At 45.6% G+C, this 26,433-nt stretch carries 25 protein-coding genes; 16 read left to right on the top strand and 9 right to left on the bottom strand.

Annotated elements, in window-relative coordinates; genetic code table 11:
• Positions 1-84 precede the first annotated feature (84 nt).
• Genes DFP79_RS10520 through DFP79_RS10510 form a run of 3 tightly spaced genes read left to right on the top strand, consistent with a single transcriptional unit; the run spans position 85 to position 5,131 of the window.
• The gene (locus tag DFP79_RS10520; protein ID WP_133503908.1) at positions 85-3,540 is read left to right on the top strand and encodes a hybrid sensor histidine kinase/response regulator; all 3,456 of its coding nucleotides are present in this window, start codon (positions 85-87) and stop codon (positions 3,538-3,540) included.
• 22 nt (positions 3,541-3,562) lie between these two features.
• Positions 3,563-4,480 (top strand): response regulator transcription factor, encoded by a 918-nt coding sequence (locus tag DFP79_RS10515; RefSeq protein WP_133503907.1) that lies wholly within the window; start codon positions 3,563-3,565, stop codon positions 4,478-4,480.
• Positions 4,481-4,504: 24 nt separating this feature from the next.
• Positions 4,505-5,131: a nucleoside/nucleotide kinase family protein gene (locus tag DFP79_RS10510; RefSeq protein ID WP_133503906.1), complete on the top strand. Its 627-nt coding sequence runs from the start codon at positions 4,505-4,507 to the stop codon at positions 5,129-5,131.
• A gap of 17 nt (positions 5,132-5,148) precedes the next feature.
• Here the strand turns inward: DFP79_RS10510 and DFP79_RS10505 are convergent, their stop codons facing one another.
• The gene (locus tag DFP79_RS10505; RefSeq protein ID WP_133503905.1) at positions 5,149-5,520 is read right to left on the bottom strand and encodes a winged helix-turn-helix transcriptional regulator; all 372 of its coding nucleotides are present in this window, start codon (positions 5,518-5,520) and stop codon (positions 5,149-5,151) included.
• A 100-nt stretch (positions 5,521-5,620) separates the two neighbouring features.
• On the opposite strand from DFP79_RS10505, the gene DFP79_RS10500 reads away from it, so the two are divergent.
• The 4 genes from DFP79_RS10500 (at position 5,621) to DFP79_RS10485 (ending at position 9,545) form a co-directional block, all read left to right on the top strand.
• A complete protein-coding gene (locus tag DFP79_RS10500) occupies positions 5,621-6,370 on the top strand; it encodes an SDR family oxidoreductase (RefSeq protein ID WP_133503904.1) in 750 nt (249 codons plus the stop codon).
• A 375-nt stretch (positions 6,371-6,745) separates the two neighbouring features.
• Complete coding sequence (gene rsgA, locus DFP79_RS10495) at positions 6,746-7,798, top strand: ribosome small subunit-dependent GTPase A (RefSeq protein ID WP_133503903.1); 1,053 nt, start codon at positions 6,746-6,748, stop codon at positions 7,796-7,798.
• Between the two features lie 165 nt (positions 7,799-7,963).
• A complete protein-coding gene (gene zntR, locus DFP79_RS10490; protein ID WP_133503902.1) occupies positions 7,964-8,392 on the top strand; it encodes a Zn(2+)-responsive transcriptional regulator in 429 nt (142 codons plus the stop codon).
• A complete protein-coding gene (locus DFP79_RS10485; RefSeq protein WP_133503901.1) occupies positions 8,376-9,545 on the top strand; it encodes an SO_0444 family Cu/Zn efflux transporter in 1,170 nt (389 codons plus the stop codon). Before zntR ends, DFP79_RS10485 begins: the two co-directional genes overlap by 17 nt.
• Here the strand turns inward: DFP79_RS10485 and DFP79_RS10480 are convergent.
• Positions 9,542-10,447, bottom strand: coding sequence for an alpha/beta fold hydrolase (locus DFP79_RS10480; protein ID WP_133503900.1), 906 nt, complete (start codon positions 10,445-10,447; stop codon positions 9,542-9,544). The genes DFP79_RS10485 and DFP79_RS10480 overlap by 4 nt on opposite strands.
• 232 nt (positions 10,448-10,679) lie before the next feature.
• On the opposite strand from DFP79_RS10480, the gene DFP79_RS10475 reads away from it, so the two are divergent.
• Positions 10,680-11,012, top strand: a complete 333-nt coding sequence (locus DFP79_RS10475) for a DMT family transporter (RefSeq protein WP_133503899.1) — start codon at positions 10,680-10,682, stop codon at positions 11,010-11,012.
• A gap of 96 nt (positions 11,013-11,108) precedes the next feature.
• On the opposite strand, the gene DFP79_RS10470 is transcribed toward DFP79_RS10475, so the two are convergent.
• Genes DFP79_RS10470 through DFP79_RS10455 form a run of 4 tightly spaced genes read right to left on the bottom strand, consistent with a single transcriptional unit; the run spans position 11,109 to position 15,819 of the window.
• Positions 11,109-12,488 carry an ABC transporter ATP-binding protein gene (locus DFP79_RS10470; protein ID WP_133503898.1) on the bottom strand — a complete coding sequence of 460 codons (1,380 nt, stop codon included), beginning with the start codon at positions 12,486-12,488 and terminating at the stop codon, positions 11,109-11,111.
• Positions 12,485-13,339 carry an ABC transporter permease gene (locus DFP79_RS10465; protein WP_133503897.1) on the bottom strand — a complete coding sequence of 285 codons (855 nt, stop codon included), beginning with the start codon at positions 13,337-13,339 and terminating at the stop codon, positions 12,485-12,487. Before DFP79_RS10465 ends, DFP79_RS10470 begins: the two co-directional genes overlap by 4 nt.
• The gene (locus DFP79_RS10460; RefSeq protein WP_133503896.1) at positions 13,336-14,277 is read right to left on the bottom strand and encodes an ABC transporter permease; all 942 of its coding nucleotides are present in this window, start codon (positions 14,275-14,277) and stop codon (positions 13,336-13,338) included. Before DFP79_RS10460 ends, DFP79_RS10465 begins: the two co-directional genes overlap by 4 nt.
• Positions 14,278-14,280: 3 nt before the next feature.
• The gene (locus tag DFP79_RS10455; RefSeq protein ID WP_133503895.1) at positions 14,281-15,819 is read right to left on the bottom strand and encodes an ABC transporter substrate-binding protein; all 1,539 of its coding nucleotides are present in this window, start codon (positions 15,817-15,819) and stop codon (positions 14,281-14,283) included.
• 354 nt (positions 15,820-16,173) lie between these two features.
• Here DFP79_RS10455 and DFP79_RS10450 point away from each other — a divergent pair, with 354 nt between their 5' ends.
• The 8 genes from DFP79_RS10450 (at position 16,174) to DFP79_RS10415 (ending at position 23,296) form a co-directional block, all read left to right on the top strand.
• Positions 16,174-16,548 (top strand): hypothetical protein, encoded by a 375-nt coding sequence (locus tag DFP79_RS10450; RefSeq protein WP_133503894.1) that lies wholly within the window; start codon positions 16,174-16,176, stop codon positions 16,546-16,548.
• Positions 16,549-16,743: 195 nt separating this feature from the next.
• Positions 16,744-17,694, top strand: coding sequence for a ubiquinol oxidase subunit II (cyoA, locus tag DFP79_RS10445; RefSeq protein WP_133503893.1), 951 nt, complete (start codon positions 16,744-16,746; stop codon positions 17,692-17,694).
• Positions 17,694-19,670 (top strand): cytochrome o ubiquinol oxidase subunit I, encoded by a 1,977-nt coding sequence (cyoB, locus tag DFP79_RS10440; protein WP_013659359.1) that lies wholly within the window; start codon positions 17,694-17,696, stop codon positions 19,668-19,670. The genes cyoA and cyoB overlap by 1 nt, the downstream gene beginning before the upstream one ends.
• A gap of 2 nt (positions 19,671-19,672) precedes the next feature.
• Positions 19,673-20,281 (top strand): cytochrome o ubiquinol oxidase subunit III, encoded by a 609-nt coding sequence (gene cyoC, locus DFP79_RS10435; protein WP_133503892.1) that lies wholly within the window; start codon positions 19,673-19,675, stop codon positions 20,279-20,281.
• Complete coding sequence (gene cyoD, locus DFP79_RS10430) at positions 20,282-20,608, top strand: cytochrome o ubiquinol oxidase subunit IV (RefSeq protein WP_133503891.1); 327 nt, start codon at positions 20,282-20,284, stop codon at positions 20,606-20,608.
• Between the two features lie 9 nt (positions 20,609-20,617).
• Positions 20,618-21,553 (top strand): heme o synthase, encoded by a 936-nt coding sequence (gene cyoE / locus DFP79_RS10425; RefSeq protein ID WP_208111413.1) that lies wholly within the window; start codon positions 20,618-20,620, stop codon positions 21,551-21,553.
• 132 nt (positions 21,554-21,685) lie between these two features.
• The gene (gene puuE, locus DFP79_RS10420; RefSeq protein WP_133503890.1) at positions 21,686-22,618 is read left to right on the top strand and encodes an allantoinase PuuE; all 933 of its coding nucleotides are present in this window, start codon (positions 21,686-21,688) and stop codon (positions 22,616-22,618) included.
• Positions 22,619-22,762: 144 nt separating this feature from the next.
• Entirely contained in the window at positions 22,763-23,296 is a 534-nt protein-coding gene (locus tag DFP79_RS10415) for an NADPH-dependent FMN reductase (RefSeq protein ID WP_133503889.1), read from the top strand.
• A gap of 166 nt (positions 23,297-23,462) precedes the next feature.
• Here DFP79_RS10415 and DFP79_RS10410 read toward each other — a convergent pair whose 3' ends face one another.
• The 3 genes from DFP79_RS10410 to DFP79_RS10400 all read right to left on the bottom strand — a co-directional run bounded on the left by DFP79_RS10410 (position 23,463) and on the right by DFP79_RS10400 (position 26,382).
• The gene (locus tag DFP79_RS10410; protein ID WP_133503888.1) at positions 23,463-23,828 is read right to left on the bottom strand and encodes a cupin domain-containing protein; all 366 of its coding nucleotides are present in this window, start codon (positions 23,826-23,828) and stop codon (positions 23,463-23,465) included.
• 87 nt (positions 23,829-23,915) lie between these two features.
• On the bottom strand, positions 23,916-25,160 hold the full coding sequence (locus tag DFP79_RS10405) for an allantoate amidohydrolase (protein WP_133503887.1): 1,245 nt from the start codon (positions 25,158-25,160) through the stop codon (positions 23,916-23,918).
• A gap of 1 nt (position 25,161) precedes the next feature.
• The gene (locus DFP79_RS10400) at positions 25,162-26,382 is read right to left on the bottom strand and encodes a pyridoxal-phosphate-dependent aminotransferase family protein (protein ID WP_133503886.1); all 1,221 of its coding nucleotides are present in this window, start codon (positions 26,380-26,382) and stop codon (positions 25,162-25,164) included.
• Positions 26,383-26,433: the final 51 nt, after the last annotated feature.

The raw sequence follows: 26,433 nt of genomic DNA, 5'->3' as shown, positions 1-26,433 counted from the left end.
CAACTTACCCCTCCGATCCTCCTTCTTCTTTTTAAGAGGAGCGGGAGGGGTAAGATCTTCGATTTGCTTTAAAGGTGCGCTTAAATGTCTGCTGCTCAAAAGATCTTTAAAGTTAGGCGCCATTACAATAAATGGGTAGCAGACCAAACCATGGAAGACTACGCCTTGCGTTATACGTCAAAGCAAGGTCATACCATGTCGATCGAGCGCGTGGGTCATACTGCACTGGGTGCAGCAGCCTTTCTCGCATTAGAAGGTTTAGCCGCCGTTATCACTCTAAGTTACGGCTTTACCAATGCTGTTGCCGCTATTTTGACGGTGTTGGCCGTTTTTTTCGTGACCGGTTTTCCGATTGCTTACTATTCTGCTAAGCACGGTTTAGACATTGATTTACTGACTCGAGGTGCAGGTTTTGGGTACCTCGGATCAACCATCACATCGCTGATTTACGCGACTTTCACCTTTATCTTTTTTGCCATTGAAGCGGCTATTTTAGCGTCTGCCTTAGAAGTGCTTTTAGGTATACCGCTTTCCATTGGTTATGCCTTGTCTGCATTATTGGTTATCCCGATTGTTACACACGGTATTCGAGCCATTAGCCGTTTTCAAAATGGTACTCAGTGGATTTGGCTGGTGCTGCAGTTTGCGGCCATTGCAGTGGTACTGACTACAGAGTATCGGCACATTGATGATTGGTCTAATTACACTCCGCCTCAGCTTCCAGAAGGAGCGCACTTTGATTGGGTTTTGTTTGGTGCTGCGGCATCGGTACTGTTTGCGTTAATGGCGCAAATTGGCGAGCAAGTGGATTACTTACGCTTTTTCCCTAAAAAAACCAATGAAAATGCAAAACGCTGGTGGTTTTGGTTGGTGCTAGCTGGGCCGGGTTGGGTGTTTATCGGTGCGATAAAGATGCTGCTTGGATCGTTCTTAGCGTACTTAGCAATCTCGGATGGCGCTTCAGCCATTCAGGCAACCGATCCGACTTTTCTATATCAGCGTATCTTTCTCTTTTTGACGACCTCTCCTACTACCGCTCTGATATTAGCGGCAGTGTTCGTATTCATTTGTCAGATGAAAATCAATTTAACCAATGCATATGCTGGCTCAATTGCTTGGTCGAACTTTTTCTCTCGGCTGACCCATAGCCACCCCGGACGAGTCGTCTGGTTGGTGTTTAACGTTACCATTGCGTTGTTGTTGATGGAGCTGGGTATTTATCAGGCTCTGGGGGCTATTTTAAGTGTGTTTGCCATCAGTGCCGTGAGTTGGTTAGGCAGCTTGGCAGCCGATTTATTAATCAACAAACCCTTGGGCTTAAGCCCAAATTACATTGAGTTTAAACGAGCGCATTTATACGACATTAACCCTGTCGGAACGGGATCTATGTTGATTGCGACGGTCATTGGGTTGGTCAGTTATCTAGGGGCATTTGGTGAAGTGGCCAAAAGTTTGAGTCATTTTATCTCTCTAGCAACCTGTTTTGTCTGCGTCCCCGCAATCGCTTGGTTTACGAAAGGGAAATACTATTTAGCTAGGCAGAGTCCAGAGCTTGTTCCTTTGATTGATGCAGAGCGAGTACGACACCCTCATGCCAATCTCGTGACGTTAACCTGCGGTATTTGCCAAAATAAATTTGAGACAGAAGACATGAGCTTTTGTCCTGCCTATATTCAGCCGATTTGTTCGTTGTGCTGTTCGTTAGACGTTCGTTGTTTAGAGAGCTGCAAACCGAGAGCGAACATCAGCGCCCAAAGTGGCTATTTTCTGCGATTGTTTTTGCCTAAGCGGGCGGTGAAAGCCATCAGCTCTCGATTTGGACGTTTTACCTTATTACTGTTTTTCATTAATTTAATTAATGCGGCGTTGATGCTGCTGATTTACCGACAAATGTCACCAGAAACCGCCAGTGAAGCGGTGTTATTGCAAGACACGATGTGGGCGCTGTTTTTTACATTGTTGATTGTTTCAGGGGTATTGTCTTGGCTCTTTTTGTTAGCCCATGAGAGTCGAGTGGTAGCGCAGAAAGAATCTAACCGTCAAACGCGAAAATTAGTAAAAGAGATTGATGCTCACCAAGAAACCGATCGTGCATTACAAGATGCAAAAGAGTTGGCTGAGCGAGCAAATGAAGCGAAAAGTCGCTATTTGACCGGAATTAGTCATGAACTACGTACGCCGCTGCAATCCATTATTGGTTACGCGCAATTGCTTTCCGATAAGAAAGATGTGCCTACGCAGCACCAAAACGGCTTAGATATTATTCAGCGCAGTGGTTTGTATTTGGCCGATTTGATTGAAGGGTTGTTGGACATTTCCAAAATTGAGGCAGGGCGATTTGATCTATACCGTAATACGGTGGATTTACCGAACTTAATAGAGCAACTCGAAAGCATGTTTGAAATGCAGGCAAAAGGAAAAGGCATCGAGTTCGAGCTTAATATTCGTGCTCCTTTACCGCGTTTTGTTGTGACCGATGAAAAACGGCTGCGACAAATACTGATTAATTTATTATCGAACGCCGTGAAGTATACGCAAAAAGGGAAAGTGACATTCGAAATTAACTACCGTAATCAGGTTGCGGAATTTCATATTTTAGACACGGGTGTCGGTATTAAACCAGAATACTTACAGCGTATTTTTGACCCGTTTGAACGTGTGCGAGACAAATACTCCGCAAATCTACCGGGAACGGGGTTAGGTTTAACGATTGTTAAACTGCTGACAGAAATAATGGGAGGAGACCTTAAAGCGAACTCTAAAGTGGGTACAGGCAGTGAATTTACCGTTAGCTTATTGCTACCGTGGGTAAACCATCCAGATGCCCAAACGAGTTTACATCAGCGCATAGTAAGTTATGAAGGGTATCAAAGGTCTATTATGGTCGTCGATGATGATCCCGTTGTGCGCGGGTTGTTATCGGATATATTGTCGCCCATTGGGTTTAATGTGTTGGAAGCGTCCGATGCTAAAGCGTGTTTGGAGCAATTGGACTCTGTCTCACCGGATCTCTTTATACTCGATGTATCGATGCCGGGAATGGACGGTTTAAGCCTAGCGAAGCACCTTCGTGATCAAGGGTTCACATCGCCCATTGTTATGTTGTCTGCCGATGCACAAGAAAGTCAGCGTAAGCCAGACGAACAGGCAGCATTTAATCAGTATTTAGTGAAACCAATTAACAACGGTACGTTGCTTGAAGTGGTAAAGAGCTGGCTTGCTATTGAGTGGGTTTATCAATCATCCAATACCGACTCTGAAGCGCATCTCGTTTCTGAGTTCGACCCTAAAGAAGATGAAAAACGCTCTGATCCGGTGGATGAAAATGCATATATTCAAGACCATGACCTGATTAGAGAATTGATTGCGTTTTCAGAAATGGGGTACAAAAAAGGCATTCGTAGTACACTCGATAGCCTTGATCAAATGAAATGGATGTCGGAGTTACACATGAATCATCTGGAAGCGCTGTATAAGAGCTTTCAATTTGAAAGTATTGCGCAATATCTAGAACAACATCTACAGCAACCATCATCGTAATTTGAATTGAGAATGGATAAAGATGAACACCACAAGTGATCTCGTGAGAAGTGAAGTTGTACTGGTAGCGGATGATTCGCCCGACGCTCTAAGCCTGATTCACGACACGTTGGAAGCTGCCAATATGGATGTGCTTGTGGCTTTAGAAGGTAAGCAGGCACTTACTATCGCTAAGAGAATTCGCCCCGATATTATATTGCTGGACGCCATTATGCCGACCATGGATGGCTTTGAAGCGTGCAAAGCGTTAAAGGCCGACCCCAATCTTTCGAGTATTCCAGTGATTTTTATGACAGGGCTAAGCGACACCGACGACATCGTTCGAGGCCTAGAAGCGGGTGGCGTCGATTACCTCACCAAACCCATTCAACCCAACGAACTGATTGCACGAATGCGTGTACATCTGAACAATGCGCGTCAGGCAAACAATGCGCAATCGGCGTTAGACAGTATGGGGCAATACCTCATGACAGCAACGGAGCAAGGCTCCATCGCTTGGGCGACGCCGCAAACCTATGCTTTGTTAGCCAAAGCCCGTGCCAGCCAAGTTTGGCAGACAACAGAATTTGCTCAGCAAATTAGAAGCTGGTTGTTTCATTCCCCCGAAACGGGGAATACTTTAAAGTTGGAAGGGTTAGAGTATCCGTTATCCATCAAAATGATGGGTTATACAGAACAGAAAGAAGCGCTACTCAAGCTAGAAGATGGCGTAAAGCCGACGGAAGTAGAACTACTAAAATCTGAGTTGAACTTAACTGATAGAGAATCCGAAGTATTGCGCTGGATCGCAAACGGCAAAACGAATCGAGAGATCGCCGAAATCCTCGAAATGAGCCCTAGAACGGTTAACAAGCACCTTGAACAAATTTTTCCGAAGTTGGGGGTCGAAAACCGCACTGCGGCGGCAGGCGTTGCATTGAGAGTCTTAGCCAAATCCTAATTAATCAATGAGTTAGTACCAAAAATGCCGTCCTCAAACCAAATTCCATATCTTCAGCGACTCGCCTCAACGCTTGACCAAGGTGAACAATATTGGATCGGTTTAGTCGGCGCTCCGGGTAGCGGAAAAAGCACCTTTGCAGCGCAGCTTAAAGATGCGCTTGGCGATAGGTTGATGGTCATCCCAATGGATGGCTATCACTTGTATCGCCATCAACTTGATCAGATGCCAAACCGAGAAGAGGCTTATATTCGCCGAGGTGCGCCGTTTACGTTTGATGCTGTCAGGCTGGTTTCAGAGCTGGTCGGCGCTAAACACAAAGGCTCAGGTGTTTTTCCTAGTTTTGACCATCACAACGGCGACCCAATTGAAAATGACATTGAGCTGAAATCAACTGATCAGATTGTATTGGTGGAAGGGAATTATCTGCTGCTCAATGAAGAACCTTGGAATCGCTTAAAGGCAGAAGTCTTTGATGAAACTTGGTTTTTGGATGTACCAATTTCTGTGAGTAACCAGCGCGTTGCAGAGCGTCATATTAAAACCGGCTTAACTGCTCCACAAGCATGGCAACGAGTGATGACAAACGACGGTCTAAATTCGGAGATGATCATTAAAGCGTCTCGTGAGAAGGCCAATCGGTTAGTCTGATTTGCTTAGCGATCGACTCACGGCTGCGACTGCTTTTCTAACAAGTCTGATTTATGTTCCGTCATCCACTTCGCCAGCGAATCGAGTGTTGGCTTTAAAGTCCTCCCCAACTCAGTAATTTGATATTCGACCCGTGGCGGCATTTCTGGGTAGGCGGTGCGCTTCACTAATCCGATGTCTTCAAAAGCGCGAAGCTGTTTGGTCAACTCTTTTTGAGTGATAGGCGCGACTGCACGTTGCAAGGTTCCAAATCGAACTGCGTCGGTGGTTACAATCAGTCGATACAGTATTGGAATAGCCCATTTTCCTGACACGATGTTAACGAAATCAACCATTGGGCAAGGGGGGATACGATCCGCTTCGTCAGAATGTGGAAGTAATGTGGTCATTGCTATAAGTTCCTTTAGTATCCAATTAGTACCTACTATCAATAGGGTACTTTAGTAAACATACTGGCTTCTCCAAATTACTTTTTCAAGGAGAATTCTTATGGGACGGTTAGCCCAAAAATACGCGTTGATTACAGGAGGAAGCGCGGGAATAGGCTTTGAGACTGCGAGGCAGTTTATCGCAGCAGGAGCAGAGGTCTTGATTACTGGACGTCATGTCGAAGGGCTCGAAAAGGCGAAAGCACTATTAGGTGATAATGCTCATATATTCCAGAATGACGCAGGTGATATTGCCAGTCAACAAGCTCTTTCGTGCTACATTGCAGACACTTTTCCGAGGCTTGATATTGTTTTTGTTAATGCTGGAGACGTAACACACCTTCCAGTAGCAGACTGGGATGAAGCGGCCTTTGATCGAGTGATATCAACCAATCTGAAAGGTCCATTCTTTTTGATTCAATCACTGCAAGCGCTTCTGTCAGATTCTGCGTCTATTATATTGTGCGGCAGTGTATCGGCTCACATAGGCTTACCACAAAGTAGCGTGTATGCAGCGAGTAAAGCCGGTTTACTGTCGTTAAGTCGTACGCTTTCGGGAGAACTAAAACATCTTGGTATTCGTGTGAACTCGCTAAGCCCTGGCCCGACGGAGACGGACGCTTTCGACAAGTTCGGTTTACCTCAAAAGGAAAAAGAAGCGCTAAAGGAACAGGTTCGTCAACTTGTGCCTTTGGGTCGCATGGGGCGAACCGAAGAGCTAGCTAAAGCGGCGGTTTTTCTGGCGTCGGATGAATCCAGTTATATGCTTGGCTCTGAGCTGCTGGTCGATGGCGGTGTTGGTAACGTCTAGTGTTGTTTCGGTAGCACCGAGTTGATTGTCTTTTATTCGCTGTTTTTTAAATTTGCTAATAAGGCGTTCCAAAAGTCCTCAGTGATGCTATTGGAGGGTTAGGGCTTGGAACGTTTGAATATTCTCTAGCCTATTAATGTGACGTATCCCAACGTAACCAGCCTTTCGTGATTGACTAACGCCTTACTCTTCTCTACATTGAAGGCTCAACTGATTATTTTTATCTGGAGGGTGTTCATGATTGTAATAAAGACCTTCCGGGCAGCTCGCTAAGCCAATTTAGCGTTTTTATAGCCCGGCTTCCTTAACTTAAGACTTTCTGTCTTAATTTGGATTCACTTTGGATGCAGGTTTTTCCTGTATCAGGGCTTTGTTATGACTAAAATTTACTCTCTACCTCAATTAGGTTGGACTCCTTTTTTCCAACAACAACTTTCCCTTGAAGAATTGTCTTACTGTATTCCTGCACGGCTTGCGGGTCAGCATCGTGGCCATTTAGATTTTTATTCCGATCAGGGCAAACAGCGTGTGCTTACCTCATCTTTACATTCATCTGATATACCCAGTTTAACGGTTGGTGATTGGGTTCTGTTGCGAGACGGTAGGATCGATCGAGTGTTGGAAAGAGTGTCTTTGTTTTCACGTCGAGCGGCGGGAGAAAAGGTTTCTGAACAATACATTTGCGCTAATGTTGATACGGTTTTTATCACGACTTCGCTAAATAACGATTTCTCTTTAAATCGCATTGAGCGGTATTTAGCGATGGTGAAAGACGCGGGAGCACAGCCTACAGTTGTGCTCACTAAAGCGGATTTGTGTGCGGATGTGGATGCTTATGTTTCGCAGGTTCAATCATTAGACCCTTTGCTGATTGTGGAAGCGGTTAATGCGCTTGATGTAGGCAGCCTCGCTTTTCTAAAACGTGGATGCTCCGCGGGAAATACCGTTGCCGTTATGGGATCATCGGGCGTTGGAAAATCGACTTTGATCAATGGACTATTGGGTGAATCCGTACAGAATACGGCGTCTATCCGAGACGATGATGATAAAGGCCGACATACAACGGTGTCACGAACCCTGCATATGATCCCTAACGGTGGTGTATTGTTGGATACGCCTGGAATGCGTGAGCTGCAACTTAGCGATTGTGAATCGGGTGTAAATGAGGCTTTTGCCGATGTTCACTCTTTAGCAGGACAATGTCGTTTTAGTGATTGTTCTCATCAATCTGAAAAAGGGTGTGCTGTACAGAATGCCTTGGCTCAGGGAAGTCTTGATGAACGACGCTTAGCCAACTATTTGAAACTTTTAAGAGAGCAAGAAAGAAACGGCGCGACGCTTGCTGAGAAACGAGCGCGTGATCGCTCATTAAGTCGGCATTATCGATCGTCGCAAAGTGAAGCTCAACGATTCAAACGAGGAGAGTGACAACCCGACTTCGCGGGCTTTACATTCTGTTTAATTGAAATCTAGAAGTGTAAAAAATGCGTGTTGAACAAATTGATAGTCAGTCATTGACCTTGGATATAACTCTAAGGTTTATACTTTCACATATTGAGCATTAGTTGCATTGAACACTGTGTGAGGTGGTAAATGGATTATCAAATTGGAGCATTAGCGAAGCGTCTTGGAGTAAGCGCAGATACATTGCGTTTTTATGAAAAAAACGGTTTGCTGGCACCGTCTAAGCGAAGCGAATCTGGCTATCGTTTGTATTCGGATAAAGATCAGCAAACCCTTTCTTTTATATTAAGAGCAAAAAGCGTGGGGTTCAGTCTTGCTGAGATCAAGGAGTTGATTTCGCTTGATCAAAATAAGGTGGACTTTGCCTGCGGCGATGTTAAAGAGCTGGTTGATCTGAAACGCGCACAAATTCAGACCAAAATCTCTGAATTACAAGCATTTGAGCGATCCCTTAAAGTACTGTCGGATGCCTGTTGCGGTGGAGATGAAAGCGCTTTGAACTGTTCAATTTTGCAAACACTTGAAGATGATGGAGGTCTGTATGGCATTTCTAAATGAGCTTGTGAATATGTTTCTTATCTCGGCTCCATGGCTGTTGTTGGGCTTTATTGCGGCAGGCTTAATGAATGCGTTTATTCCTATGAATTGGATGAAAGACCAGCTCGGACAAGACGATCTTAAATCCGTGATAAAAGCCGCTTTGTTTGGCGCGCCATTGCCTCTTTGCAGTTGTGGCGTGATCCCTGCGGCCATCGGACTTCGCAAGGCCGGTGCATCAAAAGCTGCAACGACGTCCTTTCTTGTGTCGACTCCCGAAACAGGGGTTGATTCTATCTCACTTTCCTACGCGTTAATGGGGCCCATTATGGCCATTGTGCGGCCAATTGCGGCGGTGTCTAGTGCCATTCTTGCGGGACTTTTAGTTGGAAAAAACCAAGCAGAGTCATCGGAGAAAGGTGATCAAGAGGCGAATTTGTCGCACTCTTCTTCATCGACAGCAGCGTCTTGTTGCTCGCAAAAGCACGCGCCAGAGAAATTAGAAAAGAGACTAGAAAAGAAATTAGAAGAGCCTAAAGCCAATAGCGAGAGCTCATCTCACTGTTGCGCTTCGAAAACCTCAACCGCAGAAAAATCGCCTTCTTCATCCGGCATTTACCAGCGAGCCAAATCCGCTTTTGCCTATGCGACAGGGGATTTAATTGAAAACACGGTGGTTTGGCTGGTGATTGGATTAGGTTTCGCAGCATTGATTCAGACGTATTTACCCAAGGATTTTCTGATTCAATGGGGGGATAGCTTTGTGACCATGCTTGTAATGATCCTGATTTCTGTGCCTATGTATATTTGTGCAACGGCGTCTACTCCCATAGCGGCAGGCTTGATGCTTGCTGGCGTTTCTCCCGGCGCAGTTTTGGTTTTTATGATGGCAGGTCCAGCAACAAACATCGCCACATTAGGGGTGATAACCCACCAACTCGGAAAACGTGCTTTGTTCGGTTATCTTGGCGGAGTGATAGGAGGCGCATTGTCTTTCGGCCTCTTGTTAGATTATATGCTTGAACAGCTATCTATTACGATTGTTCCGGCATATAGCCATGATCACTCGGATATGGCAAACGGGCTTTCAGTGATCTGTGCTGCGATTCTGGCCGTGCTTTTTCTAAAAGCGGTGGTAAAAAAGATTAATATTAGTTCGCTGAGACGCGCTTAAATATTAGGTTGAGTGTCTGTCTCCTTTTGCGCCAGTTCGCGTATGGCGTTTTTCACATCATCCACGTGCGTTAGGTTTATGATGTGGCTTGCGCCTTTTAGCCATTTCACCTCGACAGGTGCATTTTCAAACAGCTTAGGTGCCAGAGGTGCATTTCCTGGCCGGACTAACTCGTCGTCTGTGCCTTGCAAGACCAAAACGGGTTGTGTGAGTGTTTTGAATTTACTTTGGCTGTTCTCAAGACTGTCCGAAAGGGCGAGGACTTCGTCGTTTGAATGCTTCCACATGTCTGGAATTAACGCCGATGGTACCCAGTCTAAAACGTGATTATACCATCTAGCAGCAGCGAGCTCTGGGTCAATATCACCCGCGAGAATGATGACGTTTTTGACATATTCAGGATATTCCGCCGCCAATAAGGGAACAAGTGATCCGCCTAGAGAATGCCCGACTAAGGTGAATTTTTGCTCGTCATTCAGGCTCCAAATTGCTTTAAGCATCGGTTTTATCAGTGTGGCCTGAGATTGCAACGAGATAGGAAAAGAATCTCCCGCGTAACCTGATGCGCCCCAACCGGGTCGATCTACGGAGATAAGTCGGAACTCATGTTCTAAATCTTTTTCTAAATAGTATTTGGAAAAACTCGACCAACTCCCAGGTGTCCCGTGTACGAAAACAACGGTGTTTCGGAATTTTTTGCGTAGGTCATTACTCATGTAGTGCAAACGGTATGGCCCAAATGAATTCTGCGCGTCAACATAAGCCGTTTTTACCAAATCGGGCGTTTCTAATACTTGATCTGTTTTTTCCTGATTCTGACGAATATCTTCTGGAACGCTGCACGCAGTGACAGCGATAGTGCATAGAGCCATAAGAGAAACACGTTGGGCGAATGCTTTCATATCAACACTGATTTCCAAGAGTGGGTTTAAAACGGCGTTCGTACTTCAATCTGACAGCAATGGAAAGAAAAGTTCCTCGAATCGTACTGTTGATAGATCCCGATTGATACGCAAATTTTTATGTCGCGACCAATGCTAAGCTTTTCGCCTCGCCGTGATAGAGTGAGGTTACTCCTTAATTCAGACAATAAGTATTTAAATTCAGATAATAAATATTAAAGAGGTGGGCGATATGAAAACGTGGTTATTTCTTATTATTGCCATTGGTGCTGAGGTTATGGCGACGACCGCTTTAAAGGCCAGTGATGGCTTTAGCCGCTTGGTGCCGAGTGTGATCGTTGTGATTGGTTATGCGGTGGCATTTTATTTCTTATCGGTGGTACTGAAGTCGATGTCAGTGGGCATTGCTTATGCTATCTGGGCGGGGCTTGGCATTGTACTCACGGCTCTTTTAGGTTGGGTCTTATTTGAGCAGAAGCTTGATGCACCGGCGTTTATTGGCATAGCGATGATTCTCGGCGGAGTCGTGGTGATCAACTTATTTTCTAAAACCGGTGGACACTGAATCACTCTGCATTTGTGACAAGCATAAAAAAGCGGGCAAAAATTGCCCGCGAAAAGAAGGTGAAAAACACCCTCTGCAAGGTTTCGATGAACGTGTTTAGAGTCGGATCACTCGGTCACAGCGTTTTTCGATCATATTTGGGTCGTGGCTGACGAGAACAACACTACAGCCTTGCTCTTTTGCCACTTGAACCAGTAGTTCACTGACGTCTTTTTGAGTTAATGGATCAAGCCGCGAAGTCGGCTCATCTGCAAATAAAAACACGGGCTCTAGCATCAAGGCGCGCAGCAAACAAAAGCGCTGTAGCTCCCCTCCAGACACTTCCGATGCTGTACGTTGCATCAGCTCATGGGTTAGCCCTAAGCGTTTCATAAGCGGCGTGGCTTTGCTTGCATCCAACTTATGTAACTTAATGAGATCCTCTAGCAAGGTTTGCAATGAAACAGAATGCGTGACCGAGGCCGTCGGGTCTTGATAGAGCTTTTGCCAGCGCTGTGGTTGAGTCTCCTCATGCTTTACAACGCAGCCGCTTTCAACGGGCAATAGTCCAAGGAGCGCATCTCCTAACGTGCTCTTGCCACAACCACTGTCGCCTACAATGCCAACAACCTCGTTTTTATGAATATCGAGAGAGAGTCCATTAAAGAGTGTTTGTTTGCCTCGTTTGACGGAAATAGCGTCCGCAGAAATAAGTTTTTCTTGGCTAGACGCTAAGTTCTCGCTGTTAGGCCATTGCAAAGGGTCGGCTTCAATCAGCGCTTTGGTAAAATCGTGAGCGGGGTTGGACAGAATGTCGTTTGATTCTCCTTGCTCAACAACGCGCCCATTTTTTACCACCATAAGCTTACCGGGTAATTGTCTTGCAACGGCAACGTCATGGGTGATCGTCAGTAGTGCGCCACCCTCTGTTTGTTCTTTTAACGAAGCAACAACTTGATCACGACGAGATACATCTAAGCCTTTTGTTGGCTCATCTGCTATGACAAGCTTTGCGCCGCCAGCAGTTGCGCAGGCAATAGCAACACGTTGAGCCATACCGCCTGACAGTTGATCAACTCGTTTTTGACCGATGTGACCTAACCCCAGCTTTTTCAGCTTTGCGAGCGAATCGGATAACGCGGTCGACCATGTCTTTCCGGCCACATAGTATTCTGTGTCGGTTAACTGGCGTTCGGCGCTCATCAACGGGTCTAACGAGTTCCAAGGTTCTTGCGGAAGCATACTGATTTGTTTGCCCCACATTGCCTTTTGTTCCTTAAGCGAAAGATTGGTTTTTCCGAAAAGGTCGATTTGGCCACGTCGTGTGAGTGCTTTAGGCAGATTCCCCATGATTGCTTGGGCTAAAAGACTTTTTCCGGAACCTGTCTGCCCTAAAATAGTAAGGCGTTCGCCTTCTTGCAGCGTAAGTGTCACGGGAGCAAGTAATTGAGTGTCACCGACATAAACCGACACATTTGAGATGTTTAAAAGGCTCATGCGTTGCGTCTCCCTAGCAGCTGACAACCAAGAACCATAGCCGCAAGGCTGACTAAGGGTTCTGCGAGTAACCAAGGCGCGTCGCTGTAGTATGGGAAAAGCTCAACGGTCATCAAGCCCAGCTCTGCTAGCGGCGGTTGAATACCGACGTAGACAAACCCCAACGACGCCATCATCAAGATGGCATTTGCAGCACCAAATGCAGCAATGGTTAGAACTTGAGGTAAGATCGCGGGCAGTAAATGGCGTTTAAAGCAATACCAACGACCGAATCCCATCAGCTGCGATGCTTCCATTTCGGGCGAATGAATAAGAGGTTGGCAGATTGCTCGTACGACTCGGTAGTATTCCACCCATTGGATCAGTGCGATCGCAAAGTAAAGCATCCAGAAGGAGCCGGGTACGATCGCGGCAAAAATCAAAACCAGTACTAGGCCTGGTAAGGCGAGCAAAATGGTTGTGAGTAATTCGACAACCTTTCCAAAGCGGGTTGGGAACCATGCGGACAGTACGCCCAGTGCGATACCTGCTGTCGAAGCAGTAAGGACACACAATGCGGCAAGACCAAACGACAGTGCGATGGCATCTGCAAGGCGAACCCACATACTGCGACCAAAATGGTCGGTACCGAGCCAGTGCTCTGCGTTAGGTGAGGTTAAAATGGCGCCCAAATCTTGTTCGGCACCGTCAACGGAGACAAAGTGCGGGGCTAAGAACGAAAATATCAGTAAGGTCGCGAGGATCGCGAAACCAAACCACTGTTGGGACGTCGCTGAACGGAACGCTTTTTTCACTCTATTAGTAGGTCGGAACGTCGGTGTCGGAGGTGAATTAGCTTCTGTATACATCATTCTGAAAACTCTTGCTTAATTCGAGGATCCAAGTAATAGCTGATTATGTCTACGAGCGTGTTAAGCACGACAAACATAATGCCCATAAGCAAGGCAGCACCCTGAATAATAGGAATGTCTCTGGCGAAAATAGCATGTGCAAGCCCATGTCCGATCCCCGGCCAAGAGAACAATGATTCGATCATCACAACGCCTTCCACAACAGTAATCAACTGAATAGCAAAAAAGGCAATAACGGGGACAAGTAGGTTCCTCCATCCGTGTCTTTGAAAAGCTTTTCGTGTAGACAAGCCTTTGATCTGAGCGAACTCAAAGAATGATGAATTGAAAACACGTTTGGCTTCGTTGCGTATGATTCGACTTGAAACTGCAGCCAATGAGATAGCCAGCGCCAGCGAAGGGAGAATCAAATGAGCGGGTGTACCAAAGCCTGCAACGGGCAGCAATTCAAGTTCCAGTGAAAAGACCAATATAAGCAATACGCCTATGACAAACACAGGTAACGCTCTGACAGACGTGGAAAAAAGCAGAGTGAGTCTGTCCGCCCAGCCTCCGTATTTTGCAGCCCAAAGGCCCAATGGAAACGCCAACAGTATGGCTATGATCATGCCGACTCCGGCTAAAAGCAATGAATGCCCTAGCATGTGAGAAAGTGTGTCCATAACGGGTAAGTCACTGACCATTGAATTACCAAGGTTTAGCTGAAGTAAATCGCCTAACCATGAGAAGTAAGCACTCCATGCACTTTGATCTAATTTGAGCTCGTGGCGAATGAGCTCGGCAGTTGATGAGTCGAAATTATCCTGACCGTATCGACTGGCAGCCAATCGATACGCCATGTCACCCGGAAGCGAACGCATCAGAATAAAGGTCAGCGTCCCGACCCCCCAAGCAACCATAATGAGCTGTATAAAACGTTTAAATAACAGGTCTTTCATAGGTTACTTAATGGTTATCTTGTTCAGATAGAAGTTACGTTCGAATGGATCAAAACGAAAGCCTTCAATGCGTTTATTAACGGACGTCTGTTGAGTGTAAGAGGCAATCGGAATGACAGGTAATTCTGTCGCGACGGCTTCAGCAAAGGCTTGAGCTGTTGCTCGGTAGCGATCAGGGTTATTTTCGTTTACCAGCCCCTTAAGAGCGACTTGAATTTGCGGATTGTGCCAGTTCATTGACCCCCAATCACCACCTGATTCTTGTCCGAAGTCTTTAATCAGTGTTAAAAGAGGATCAACAATAAATCCGTAATTACGGGCAATAAGCGCTAGGTTTAGCGTCCCATCTTGATGTCCTGCAGGAATCGCACTGGAGTTCGTAATGTCTACTTTTAGATCCACTCCCAGTTTTTTCCATTGCGCCTGTAAAGCGGTCGCTACGGTGGTTAATTCAGGGCGATCCGCATAGGTAATGAGGTGAAGAGCAAACGGTTGGCCGTCACGCTGCAATATACCGTCACTGTTTTCTTCCCAACCAATTTCTTTTAGAAGAGCACGGGCTTGATCAAGGTCTTTGTCTACTTTTGGTGCGTTAGGAATAAACCAGTTCGACATAGAGGATGGCAGTAGCTGCGTTGTGGCTGAATCTGGAGTTCTCAGAACCGCCATGGAAATGCCCTTACGCTCAATGGCTAAACTAAGCGCCTGCCGAGCTTGGACTTCCTTCAAAAATGGGTGCGCCGCATTGACTTTAAGAACCAGAGTGCGAGGCAACTTAGACTGAATGATTTCGACTCGATTAGAACGAGCTAGCATTGGTGCCGCTGCTGGGTCTAGCCCAAATACAATATCGGCTTGCCCACTGCGAGCTTGCAGAACGCGTGCTTCTGCTCGGTGGCCTGTCAAATAACTTGCGAATGGAACAGAAGCGACTTGTCCCCAATATTGATCAAATTTCTCCACTACCAGCTTATGAGGTGGTTTGAACTCATACATTTTGTACGGCCCTGTGCCCACGAGCTCAGTCAACTTATCATCGAAGCTATAGCTTTTTGCAGGAAGAATTGAAGTAGAGTAGTGCGCTAGAGCGGCAGGAAGCACTTTATATGGTTTTGTTAGCGAGATAACCAGCTCACCCTGATCACCCGCAAGGATACTGTCTATTGGCGCAGATTTAAGAGGTCCCTGTTTTCTCTTAGCAACTTTCAAGCTGCTTATAACGTCTTTAACGGTCATTTTCTGACCATTATGGAAGACAACATCAGGGCGCAGATTGATGCTCCAAGTTAGACCGTCGTCTGAAGTTGTCCATGATGTCGCCAGTCCAGCGGTTAGATTACCATCGGCGTTAACATCAACTAATGTTTCTAAAACCTGCATACGCGTATATAAATAACCGCTTACAGAAGGGTCTATGCTGTTAAACTCAAAGGCAGCATTGACCTTAATTGTGTTACTGGAAGTTGGCGTGTCTGCATACATATTGGATGCAAAGAAAATGATTAAGCTAGCGAATGCCGCATGCATCTTTTTAAAAGACATTGTTAATGAACCTTTATGGGTGATTGTCCGTATCTAAAGTGTATAAGACTGTATCAAAATGAACAGTTCTATGAATATTATAATGTTATATCATAACATCTTGATCCGTATTACTCAAAAAACAAAATTATTGGAGCATTCCACGTGTTTTTTATTAATACGCAGTGTAAACGATGTAATTCGACCTGTTTACGAATAAAAACGTTCGAAAATACCCCAATATTTAAATCGGGACTGGAGCAAATGGCGACAAATGTGTACACTTCCTCGAAATAAATTCCGTAAATCGAATTACTCCAATAATTAACGGAAATTTGTCGCAGACAGAGTTTAGAGTAGGTCGTGAGAGCTATTATGGCGAATACATTCATGCAGAACAGCACAAACGAGTGGATTCAGCCCCTTCGCAATGCGAAGTGGGGTGCTCGCCTGTATGCATTTGTATATGCTGTTGTTACGGCCAACTTGATCATATTTCCTCATTGCGGCTTTTATGACCCCAGTGATTTCTTCCATAGTGTCCTTAAGGACATTCCTATATACGCCCTGTACATTTTCTGGGGTGTCATCAGCCTATTTATGTTTGTTTGCTGGTTCGTCATGAACAGCGAGCAAATTGCGCTCTTTCAACCATTTGAAAGTGTGGGATATGTAGTGCTAAATGAAGAGGTAAAACCCTCATTTCATCGAAGGCTACATTCCACCCGAGCGCCACCTTTTTCCGCTTAACGTGTACCAAATTTCTATTCAGTTCGTATAAGGAATAATCATTCCCTATGTGATCTGGATCATCCTTTATGGCGTTTTTATATAGGATGAATGAAATGAGGTGTTACGTTGGGTTTGGAAGTTTCCGGCTACCGGTCGGACCGAACGCCTGCAATCCTTTAGGTTTGCAGCCTTTGTAAATAATAGGGTTAGAGGATGAATCTCTTGTTAACTCGTAACTTAAGTAAAATCGCGTTGGCGGCATTGGTAGCATTGCTAGCAGGCTGTCAAGGTGGAGTGCTGGACCCGAAAGGCTCAATCGGTGCTCAGGAGAAAGAGCTGATCATTACAGCGACTATCCTGATGCTGCTTGTAGTTATCCCAGTAATCCTTATGACGCTTTACTTCGCATGGAAATACCGCGAAGGCAGTGGTGAGGCTTACGAACCAAAGTGGGACCACTCTACTAAAATCGAAGCCGTTGTATGGGGCATTCCAATCGTCATTATTATCATTTTGGCGGTTATCACTTATAAATCAACGCATGCGTTGAACCCATACAAGCCTATTGAATCAGACGAAGACCACATGACGGTTGAAGTCGTTTCTTTGAACTGGAAATGGTTATTCATTTACCCAGATCTAGGAATTGCGACTGTGAATGAACTGGCATTCCCTAAAGATGTGCCTGTTGAATTCAAAATAACGTCAGCGGGTACGATGAACTCTTTCTTCATTCCGCAACTGGGTAGCCAAATCTACTCAATGGCAGGAATGGAAACTAAATTGCACCTGATCGCTAATGAAGCGGGTACGTTCGACGGTATTTCTTCGAACTATTCAGGCCATGGTTTCACTGGCATGAAGTTCAAAGCAATTGCAACGCCAACGAAAGAAGACTTCAACGCTTGGGTTGAGAAGGTAAAAACAAGTGGCGAAGCGCTTTCAACTGAGCGCTACGAGAAACTTGTTGAACCGACTGAATATCACCCTGTTGAGTATTTCGGTACTGTGAAAGATGGTTTGTTCTTCGACATCATCTGGGAATACATGGGCGATATGGGTCGTATCGATTTCTACGGTAAGCCTGAATACGGCGCAACAAAACCGGAAGGTGTTGTGCTGCCTGAGCGTATAGCCCCTAAAACTGAAGAGGCGTCTCACTAATGAACTTGTTAGGTAAACTATCCTGGGATTCAATCCCACACGATCCTATCGTTATCGGTACGTTGATCGTGATTGCGATCGGTGGTGCGGCCTTGTTTGGCCTTATCACTAAATTGCAAAAGTGGGGATGGCTATGGCGCGAATGGTTAACGTCTGTTGACCATAAACGTCTAGGTATCATGTACATCATTCTTGCGTTCGTGATGCTGATCCGTGGTTTTGCTGACGCCATCATGATGCGTACACAGCTTGCTGTGGCGACGAATGGTAGCGAGGGTTATCTGCCTCCTCATCACTATGACCAAATTTTCACCGCACACGGTGTTATCATGATCATCTTTATGGCGATGCCATTTATGATCGGTTTGATGAACATTGTTGTACCGTTGCAAATTGGCGCACGAGATGTGGCATTCCCGTTCCTGAACAACTTGTCATTCTGGCTAGCCGTTTCAGGTGCTGTTCTAGTAAACATCTCTTTGGGGCTTGGTGAATTTGCAATGACTGGTTGGGTGGCTTATCCGCCATTGTCTGGTCTTGAATTCAGTCCCGGTGTCGGGGTCGACTACTATATCTGGGCTCTCCAGATATCTGGTATCGGTACAACGCTAACGGGTGTTAACTTCTTGGTAACTGTTATCAAGATGCGTGCACCAGGCATGAAACTAATGCAAATGCCGATCTTTACTTGGACCTGTACTTGGGCCAACGTACTGATCGTTGCTTCGTTCCCTATCTTAACAGCAGCGCTAGCGATGCTAACGCTTGATCGTTATCTTGATTTCCACTTCTTCACGAATGATTTAGGTGGAAACTCAATGATGTACATCAACCTGTTTTGGGCTTGGGGTCACCCAGAAGTATACATTCTGGTATTGCCAGCGTTTGGTATCTTCTCGGAAATTGTTTCGACTTACACCGGTAAGCGATTGTTCGGCTACAAGTCGATGGTATACGCCAGTGGTGCGATTTCCATCCTTGGATTCATCGTATGGTTGCATCACTTCTTCACGATGGGATCCAGCGCGAGCGTTAACGCCTTCTTCGGTATTATGACCATGATCATTGCCGTACCAACAGGTGTGAAGCTGTTCAACTGGTTGTTTACCATGTACAAAGGTCGTGTTCGTATGGAACCGCCAATGCTTTGGACAATCGGTTTCATCATCACCTTCTCTGTTGGTGGTATGACGGGCGTTCTATTAGCGATTCCTGGCGCTGACTATGTATTGCATAACAGCTTGTTCCTAATTGCCCACTTCCATAACACGATTATTGGTGGTGCGGTATTTGGTTACCTAGCTGGCTTCGCATTCTGGTTCCCTAAAGCAATGGGCTTCCACTTGAATCCTAAGATCGGTAAGTTCTCTTTCTGGTGTTGGTTCATTGGTTTCTTCGTCGCTTTCATGCCTTTGTATGTACTTGGTTTCCTAGGTATGACTCGTCGTCTAAACCACACGGATAACCCTGACTGGAACATCTGGCTATACATTGCTGCCGGCGGTGCGTTCATCATTGCATTGGGTATTGCTGCTCAGTTTGTTCAACTTATTCTTGGTTTTATTCAAAAAGACAAGAACTTGGACAAAACGGGCGATCCATGGAATGGCCACACGTTGGAATGGTCTTTGTCTTCTCCGCCACAGTTCTATAATTTCGCTAAAATTCCTCATGTTGACGACATCGATACGTTTACTGACATGAAAGAAAAAGGCACCGCATACAAGCGCGAAGAAAGTTATGAGCCTATACATATGCCAAGCAACACAAATGCTGGCCCAATTATGGGTGCAATCGCAACGGCATTTGGTTTCGCTATGATCTGGCACATTTGGTGGTTAGCGGGTGCAAGTTTCATCGGTCTAATCGTAGCCTTTATCATGCGTGCTTACGCGAAAGATACTGACTACTACGTACAACCAGATGAAGTGGCTCGTATCGAGAACGCTCACCTGGACAACGTGGCTAAGGGGTAATCATGAGTACTAACATGTCTGCGCATGCTGATGCGCACCACGAAGAGCACCACGATACCGGTCGTAATACCACGTTCGGTTTCTGGATCTACCTGATGACAGACTGCATTCTGTTCTCATGTTTCTTCGCTACATATGCAGTGCTCTTCATGAACACTGCGGGCGGAGTATCAGGTAAGGATATTTTCGACTTAACATTGGTTGGTGGCGGTACTGCTGCACTGTTGTTTAGTTCGATTACGTTCGGCTTTGCGATGATTAGCGCTTACAAAAAGAATAAAGGCGGCACGCTATTTTGGTTAGCGGTCACTTTTGTCTTTGGTGCAGTCTTCCTAGGCTTGGAAGTCTATGAATTCCATCACTTGATCCACGCTGGTCACGGTCCTGATAAGAGTGCATTCCTAACAGCCTTCTTCTCATTAGTTGGCCTTCACGGATTCCACGTTACCGCTGGTATGATTTGGATCATCGTGATGTTCTGCGAAGTATCTAAGAGCGGGCTAGAAAACCGCACAGTGACTCGCTTAAGCTGCTTAAGCTTGTTCTGGCATTTCCTAGACGTTATCTGGATTTGTGTATTCTCTTTCGTCTACTTAATGGGAGCTATGTAAATGAGTCAGCATGATCACGATTCACATGACGCTCACGGTAGCGTAAGTTCATATGTCGTTGGCTTTGTATTGTCGGTTGTTTTGACCGTCATTCCTTTCTGGGCCGTTATGACAAGTGCTTTCGATCGCGCAACTTTATTCGCTGTTATTGTTGTGACAGCCGTTGTTCAGATCTTCGTACATTTGAAGTACTTCTTGCACTTGAACTTCACGAAAGAAGGTAAGCTGGATACTTTGTCCTTTATATTTACCGCCATTATTATCGTTATGGTCGTAGCATTGTCTATTTGGATTATCTACGAATCTGTATTGATGATGATGTACTAGGCATTATTGATGACTAAGCGAACTTTATCCTCGCAAAAAGATAACGGTCATTCTATTTTTGATCGTTATCTTAAGGTCACCAAGCCCGGCATTATTATGGGCAATTTGATTTCGGTTGCGGGCGGCTTTTTTCTAGCCGCTCGTGGCGATATCGATTGGTTTTTGATGTTGGTTACTGTCATTGGTTTGTCTTTGGTAGTAGCGTCGGGCTGTGCAGTGAACAACTGTATCGACCGAGATATTGATGCGAAGATGCAACGTACGCGAAACCGAGTCACTGTGACCGGTGAAATGTCGCTGAGAGCAGCGCTTGCACATGGGATTGTATTGGGAATTATCGGCTTTGCTATGCTGGCTTATTTTACCAATATGGTTGCTGTGTTCTTTTCTGCTTTCGGCTACTTCGTCTACGTCGGACTTTATAGCTTGTACTTTAAGCGTCATTCCGTCTACGGCACATTAGTAGGCAGTTTGTCCGGAGCGGTTCCTCCTGTTGTGGGATACTGTGCTGTGACAGGCCAGTTTGATGCTGCTGCAGCGATCTTATTAGTGATGTTCAGTTTGTGGCAAATGCCTCATTCTTATGCCATCGCTATCTTCCGATATAAGGATTATGCCGCGGCAGGTATTCCGGTATTACCTGTTGCCGAAGGAATCCAAAAAGCCAAGCACCACATTGTGTTGTACATTGCCGTATTTGGATTGGTAACCGCTTTGTTACCTCTAACTGGCTATGTAGGCGTTGGGTTTATGGTCGTGGCTGCTGCAACCAGCTTATGGTGGTTGGCAATGGCGCTGCGTGGATATCGTAAAGATATCGATGTGAATGGATGGGCGCGTCAAGTGTTCTTCTTTTCCATCATTACAGTAACGGCTTTAAGCATTACTATGTCTATCGATTTTAGAGTCGTGGCTCCAGATTATTTAGTGATGTTAACTCACTAATCTAAGCCTCGATTCAGAAACAGAAGATGCCCGCTTTGCTCAACGTATTGCGGGTATTTTTTTGTCCAAAAACTGACCATTTGGTTTGTTTTTTGCTTGTATTTTTTGTATTGAAACAGGGTGAGTGACGATATGAAAAATTACTTAGAGCGGGATTATAAGGGTTACGGCCGCGATGACGTGCCTAATGTCGAGTGGCCTAATGGAGCACGCATAGCGCTTCAATTTGTTCTGAATTTTGAAGAGGGCGGAGAAAACTGTGTGCTTCATGGAGATGAACACGCGGAGACTTTTCTATCGGATATTTTTGGTGCACAACCTTTTAAAGATCGTCACATGAGCATGGAGTCGTTGTACGAGTACGGTTCTCGTACAGGCGTATGGCGGATTCTCAATGAGTTTGAGAAACGCGGAATACCGCTTTCAATTTTTGCCATTGCGACGGCCTTACAGCGCAACCCGGATGTTGCGAAAGCCATTGTTGAGGCAGGTCACGAAGTCGTTTGTCATGGTTTAAAATGGATTCACTACCAAGACATGCCCATCGAACAGGAGCGAGAACACATGCGTGAAGCATTAGCTCTGATCGAGGACGTTACCGGAGTTAAGCCCATTGGTTGGTATACCGGACGTGATTCCCCAAATACGCGTAAGTTGGTCTCGGAGCAGCCGCAGTTGCAGTACGATTCGGATTATTATGGCGATGATCTACCCTTTTGGATGGAAGTTCCCCATCACGAAGACGCTATGAAAACGAAACCACATCTTGTGATTCCCTATACATTAGACTGTAACGACATGCGTTTTGCTTCTCCGTATGGGTTCAGTCACGGTACGGAATTTTTTGATTACCTCCGAGACAGCTTTGATTGCCTGTACGAAGAAGGTGCAACGGCACCAAAAATGATGTCAATTGGATTACATTGTCGCACGATTGGTAAACCGAGTCGTTTTATGGGGCTAAAACGCTTTCTCGATTACGTGCAATCTCACGAGGGCGTTTGGATTACAAAGCGCAGCGATATCGCCAAACATTGGATGGAAAACCATCCGCCTTCAATGTAATCGATGTGAATACTGAGATTAGTGACCTAATGGAAACAAACCGTTCATAGTAAGGGTCTTATTCCGGTCTTATATTTCATTTATAGTGAATAGCATAAAAATACGTCAACACTGACGCATTAATCAGATGGAGAAAGAAAAAGCATGAAACTACTAGCCTTCGCTGCCAGCAACAGCAAAAAGTCGATAAACAAACAACTTGCCACCTATGCAGCTTCATTGGTCGAAGCGACAGAGGTCGAGATTTTAGACATCAATGATTACGAAATGCCTATTTACAGCCCTGAGCGCAATGAAGAAGGCATACCGGAACTAGCAACGAAATTTTTTAATAAAATCGGTGAAGCGGATGGCATTATTATCTCATTTGCAGAATACAACGGTTCGTATTCCGCCGCATTTAAAAATATATTCGACTGGGTTTCACGCATTGATATGAAAGTGTATCAGAACACTCCAATGGTATTGCTTGCGTCTTCTCCTGGTGGTGCTGGGGCTGCAAATGTTCTTGCATCGGCTGTAGGCTCAGCACCGTACTTCGCAGCGGATGTAAAAGGCAGCTTATCGGTGCCTAAATTCTACGACGTATTCGACTTAGAAGCGGGCAAGATCAAAGATGAAGACTTGGATGCAGAGCTGAAGAAAACGCTTGCAGAGGCGTTTACGCTTAAGGCGTAAACTGTTACGTAAAGAGCCTGAAAGGCGTTTTTTCAAGGCAACTTACTGAGCTTGAACGTCAATCCATTTAAAGTAACCATTGTTTGTATCACTGCTGATCGTTGCTTTAAATGGATTTATTCCAGACTTATAAGAATTCTCTGCATCACTTAACCGTAATACAATGTCAGAACGTAACACCTTCTGGCACAGTCACAAAGATTGAATGTCGGACTTCGTTAAATAAAGCCTTGCTACAATGTCCTTGGCCCTCGGTGTCTTCCAATAGGATTAAATCTCCACCGCCAAATTGACGTGCTTCTCCGGAAGACACGGTAAATTCGCATCGACCTTTTAAAATGAACAAAAATTGTCGAGTCGGAGCGGGGTGCCATTTAAAATCGTAGTCTGCGGGTGTTTCTCGAAATATGAGATTGCCTACAGGGAATTTTTCAGACAAAAAGCCAATCGCTCCGCCGTCTTTCAAAGCAATGTTTAACTCACCAAAATGGCTGTTGCCGTTAGCATCATTGTAGATCCGTGTGATTTTCATAGCGTTTCTCAGTTGCTCTCTTCTCATTGTGATAACGGTGCTCTAAGAATATTTTCAGTATTTTCTTCAGCATCGATTATTAATGACTTACTTTCCAATCTTGCGCAGTGCTCTATCAAGCACTTCGAGCGTCACTTCTACATCGGACTCCATAATCGCTTCCGCTGGGTGATGGCTAATGCCTTTGTCACAACGCATAAACAGCATGGCAACAGGGCAAATATCAGCGATGGCCATAGCATCGTGGCCGGCACCTGAGAGCAGTGTAAATGGTGTGTAGTCCGCGTCTTCAATCGCGTGTTTTAAGATAGCTTGAAGTTTTTCATCACAATGAACCGCGCTGGCACTGTGTGTTTGGCGGGATGACAATGCTACGTTTCGTTGAGACGCGATTGTTCCCAATGAGAGAAAAATGTCAGATAAAGCGATATCACGCTGTTCATCAGAAGCACTTCGAATGTCCAAAGAAAACTCTGTAAGACCAGAGATGACATTGACGCCATTTGGCTTATTGGAAATTCTTCCTACGGTTGCGACAATGTCGTGTTCTGTTGCAATTCTTTCAATGGCGAGAATCATCTCACTGGTTGCACTAAGTGCGTCTTGCCTTAGTGGCATAGGCACGGTTCCCGCATGTCCTGCCATGCCTTTAACCGTGAAATCGAAACGTTTCGCGCCTGCAATTGCACTGACAATGCCGATTGGCAAATCGTGGTCTTCTAGAACAGGGCCTTGTTCTATATGCAATTCGAGATAACCCATAAGCCCGTCGGTATCAATTTCGGCATTTGAAACGAGGTCAAAATCCAACCCGAAATCTTGCAGCGCTTGTCTTAGGTTTGTACCGTTGTCGTCTTCAACGTTCGCCCATTCATCCTGCCACTGTCCTGTCAGTGCTCGACTGCCTAATAAGGTTGAGCTAAAGCGAGTGCCTTCTTCGTCGCCAAAGCCGACAATATCAAGATGAAAAGGGAATTCGACACCGCATTGGTTATACATCTCGATCAAAGTGAGCGGCGCAATGACGCCGAGCATACCGTCGTATTTTCCGCCATTCGGTACGGTATCTAAATGGCTTCCGAGAATAAAACGTTCGGCATTTGGATTACGATTTTCGTAGCGCCCCCACAGGTTACCTGCTTCATCTTGCCACGTTTTCATACCTGCACTTTTAAGCCAGCTTTCTACGTTCTGATTCGCTTTCTTGTGTTCGGCAGTAAGATAGCGACGATCCAGATAAGCGTCGGATTGGCTAATGTTTCCAAGCTCTTCGCAACGCTCCATAACCTGTCGCGCTAAGCCTGCATAGTTGATCTCGCTAAATGTCGCCATATTAGTCCCCATTGCGATAGATCGACATGGCTGTATCCACCGCTTCACCCAGAGGCAGTTTACAACCTCCGCGTCGTAACACAGTTTCTAAAGACTGTAATGTATGCAGGACGGCATCTTGACGAGCGTTGTAGCCCATTGTACCAATACGCCAGACTTTTCCTTTTAGTGGTCCAAAGCTTGTCCCTATTTCAATGTTAAACGTGGTTAACAGCTCCTTTCGAATGGCTTCGCCGTCCACTGAATCAGGAATATTGACGCCAACGACGTTTGCCATCTTGTGATCAAGATCGCCAAACGGAGTTAGCCCCATTGCTTGAATGCCTGCCAGCATTGCATCCCCTGCAAGTTGGTGTCGTTTAAGAACCGCATCTTGTCCTTCAGTTAAGAGAGCAACCGCGCATTCTCTTGCCCCAAATAGCATGGTTGCCGCTTCAGTGTGGTGATTGAGTCGTTCCTCTCCCCAGTAGTCCATTATCATTGAAAGGTCGAAGTAATTAGATCTAATACGTTGGCCATTAGCGTCTTTATGATGAGCATCGCGTATGCCAGCTTCCACATGGTGTCGTTGTCTGACACTGTGAACAAAGCGCTCACTCAATGAGATGGGCGCACTGCCAGAAGGGCCACCGAGACATTTCTGTAAACCCACACTCACAGCATCAATTTGCCACTTGTCTGTTTCGAAAGGGTTTCCCGCGATCGATGCGGTTGCATCTGTGTAAAACAGAACATCGTGAGCACGACATATCGCGCCCAGCTCCTCAAGCGGTTGTAACATGGTTGTCGATGTATCGCCTTGGACGATCGCAAGTAATTTAGGTTGAACTTTTTTGATCGCATCTTCGATTTGCTCAGGTTTAAACACGTCTCCCCAAGGGATCTCGATAGTATGAACCTCAGCATCGGCTCGTTCAGCGATTTCGGCGAGCAGATGCCCAAAGCGCCCAAAAATCGGAACAAGCACTTTGTCTCCGGGTTCAAGAATGGAAACAATCGCAGCTTCAATTCCCGCTCTAGACGTCCCGTCGATCAAAAATGTCTGTTCGTTCTGGGTGTTAAAAACTTGACGATAAAGCGCCATGACATCGTTCATATAGTCGGTCATGGTAGGATCGTACTGACCGACCAATTGAGTGGACATTGCTGAGAGCACGCGTGGGTAGCAATTTATTGGGCCTGGCCCCATCAGTAATCTAGGCGGTAATGATAAAGGTTGCATGTGTACACTCCTGAAAAGTTCTGAAAAAGCTCGCTGTGCGACTCGCAATGT

The sequence above is a fragment of the Marinomonas balearica genome, assembly GCF_004362145.1.
GTDB classification, from domain to species: domain Bacteria; phylum Pseudomonadota; class Gammaproteobacteria; order Pseudomonadales; family Marinomonadaceae; genus Marinomonas; species Marinomonas balearica.
This window is presented reverse-complemented; position numbering and strand designations above follow the sequence as displayed.

Coding starts and splice junctions, on each gene's coding strand:
- DFP79_RS10455 (WP_133503895.1), bottom strand. CDS start 15,819: ATGTCTTTTAAAAAGATGCATGCGGCATTCGCTAGCTTAATCATTTTC.
- DFP79_RS10475 (WP_133503899.1), top strand. CDS start 10,680: ATGAAAACGTGGTTATTTCTTATTATTGCCATTGGTGCTGAGGTTATG.
- DFP79_RS10450 (WP_133503894.1), top strand. CDS start 16,174: ATGGCGAATACATTCATGCAGAACAGCACAAACGAGTGGATTCAGCCC.
- cyoE (WP_208111413.1), top strand. CDS start 20,618: ATGACTAAGCGAACTTTATCCTCGCAAAAAGATAACGGTCATTCTATT.
- DFP79_RS10480 (WP_133503900.1), bottom strand. CDS start 10,447: ATGAAAGCATTCGCCCAACGTGTTTCTCTTATGGCTCTATGCACTATC.
- puuE (WP_133503890.1), top strand. CDS start 21,686: ATGAAAAATTACTTAGAGCGGGATTATAAGGGTTACGGCCGCGATGAC.
- DFP79_RS10515 (WP_133503907.1), top strand. CDS start 3,563: ATGAACACCACAAGTGATCTCGTGAGAAGTGAAGTTGTACTGGTAGCG.
- DFP79_RS10505 (WP_133503905.1), bottom strand. CDS start 5,520: ATGACCACATTACTTCCACATTCTGACGAAGCGGATCGTATCCCCCCT.
- DFP79_RS10500 (WP_133503904.1), top strand. CDS start 5,621: ATGGGACGGTTAGCCCAAAAATACGCGTTGATTACAGGAGGAAGCGCG.
- cyoB (WP_013659359.1), top strand. CDS start 17,694: ATGAACTTGTTAGGTAAACTATCCTGGGATTCAATCCCACACGATCCT.
- DFP79_RS10520 (WP_133503908.1), top strand. CDS start 85: ATGTCTGCTGCTCAAAAGATCTTTAAAGTTAGGCGCCATTACAATAAA.
- cyoD (WP_133503891.1), top strand. CDS start 20,282: ATGAGTCAGCATGATCACGATTCACATGACGCTCACGGTAGCGTAAGT.
- DFP79_RS10510 (WP_133503906.1), top strand. CDS start 4,505: ATGCCGTCCTCAAACCAAATTCCATATCTTCAGCGACTCGCCTCAACG.
- DFP79_RS10400 (WP_133503886.1), bottom strand. CDS start 26,382: ATGCAACCTTTATCATTACCGCCTAGATTACTGATGGGGCCAGGCCCA.
- DFP79_RS10465 (WP_133503897.1), bottom strand. CDS start 13,339: ATGATGTATACAGAAGCTAATTCACCTCCGACACCGACGTTCCGACCT.
- DFP79_RS10415 (WP_133503889.1), top strand. CDS start 22,763: ATGAAACTACTAGCCTTCGCTGCCAGCAACAGCAAAAAGTCGATAAAC.
- DFP79_RS10405 (WP_133503887.1), bottom strand. CDS start 25,160: ATGGCGACATTTAGCGAGATCAACTATGCAGGCTTAGCGCGACAGGTT.
- DFP79_RS10460 (WP_133503896.1), bottom strand. CDS start 14,277: ATGAAAGACCTGTTATTTAAACGTTTTATACAGCTCATTATGGTTGCT.
- rsgA (WP_133503903.1), top strand. CDS start 6,746: ATGACTAAAATTTACTCTCTACCTCAATTAGGTTGGACTCCTTTTTTC.
- cyoC (WP_133503892.1), top strand. CDS start 19,673: ATGAGTACTAACATGTCTGCGCATGCTGATGCGCACCACGAAGAGCAC.
- DFP79_RS10470 (WP_133503898.1), bottom strand. CDS start 12,488: ATGAGCCTTTTAAACATCTCAAATGTGTCGGTTTATGTCGGTGACACT.
- cyoA (WP_133503893.1), top strand. CDS start 16,744: ATGAATCTCTTGTTAACTCGTAACTTAAGTAAAATCGCGTTGGCGGCA.
- DFP79_RS10485 (WP_133503901.1), top strand. CDS start 8,376: ATGGCATTTCTAAATGAGCTTGTGAATATGTTTCTTATCTCGGCTCCA.
- DFP79_RS10410 (WP_133503888.1), bottom strand. CDS start 23,828: ATGAAAATCACACGGATCTACAATGATGCTAACGGCAACAGCCATTTT.
- zntR (WP_133503902.1), top strand. CDS start 7,964: ATGGATTATCAAATTGGAGCATTAGCGAAGCGTCTTGGAGTAAGCGCA.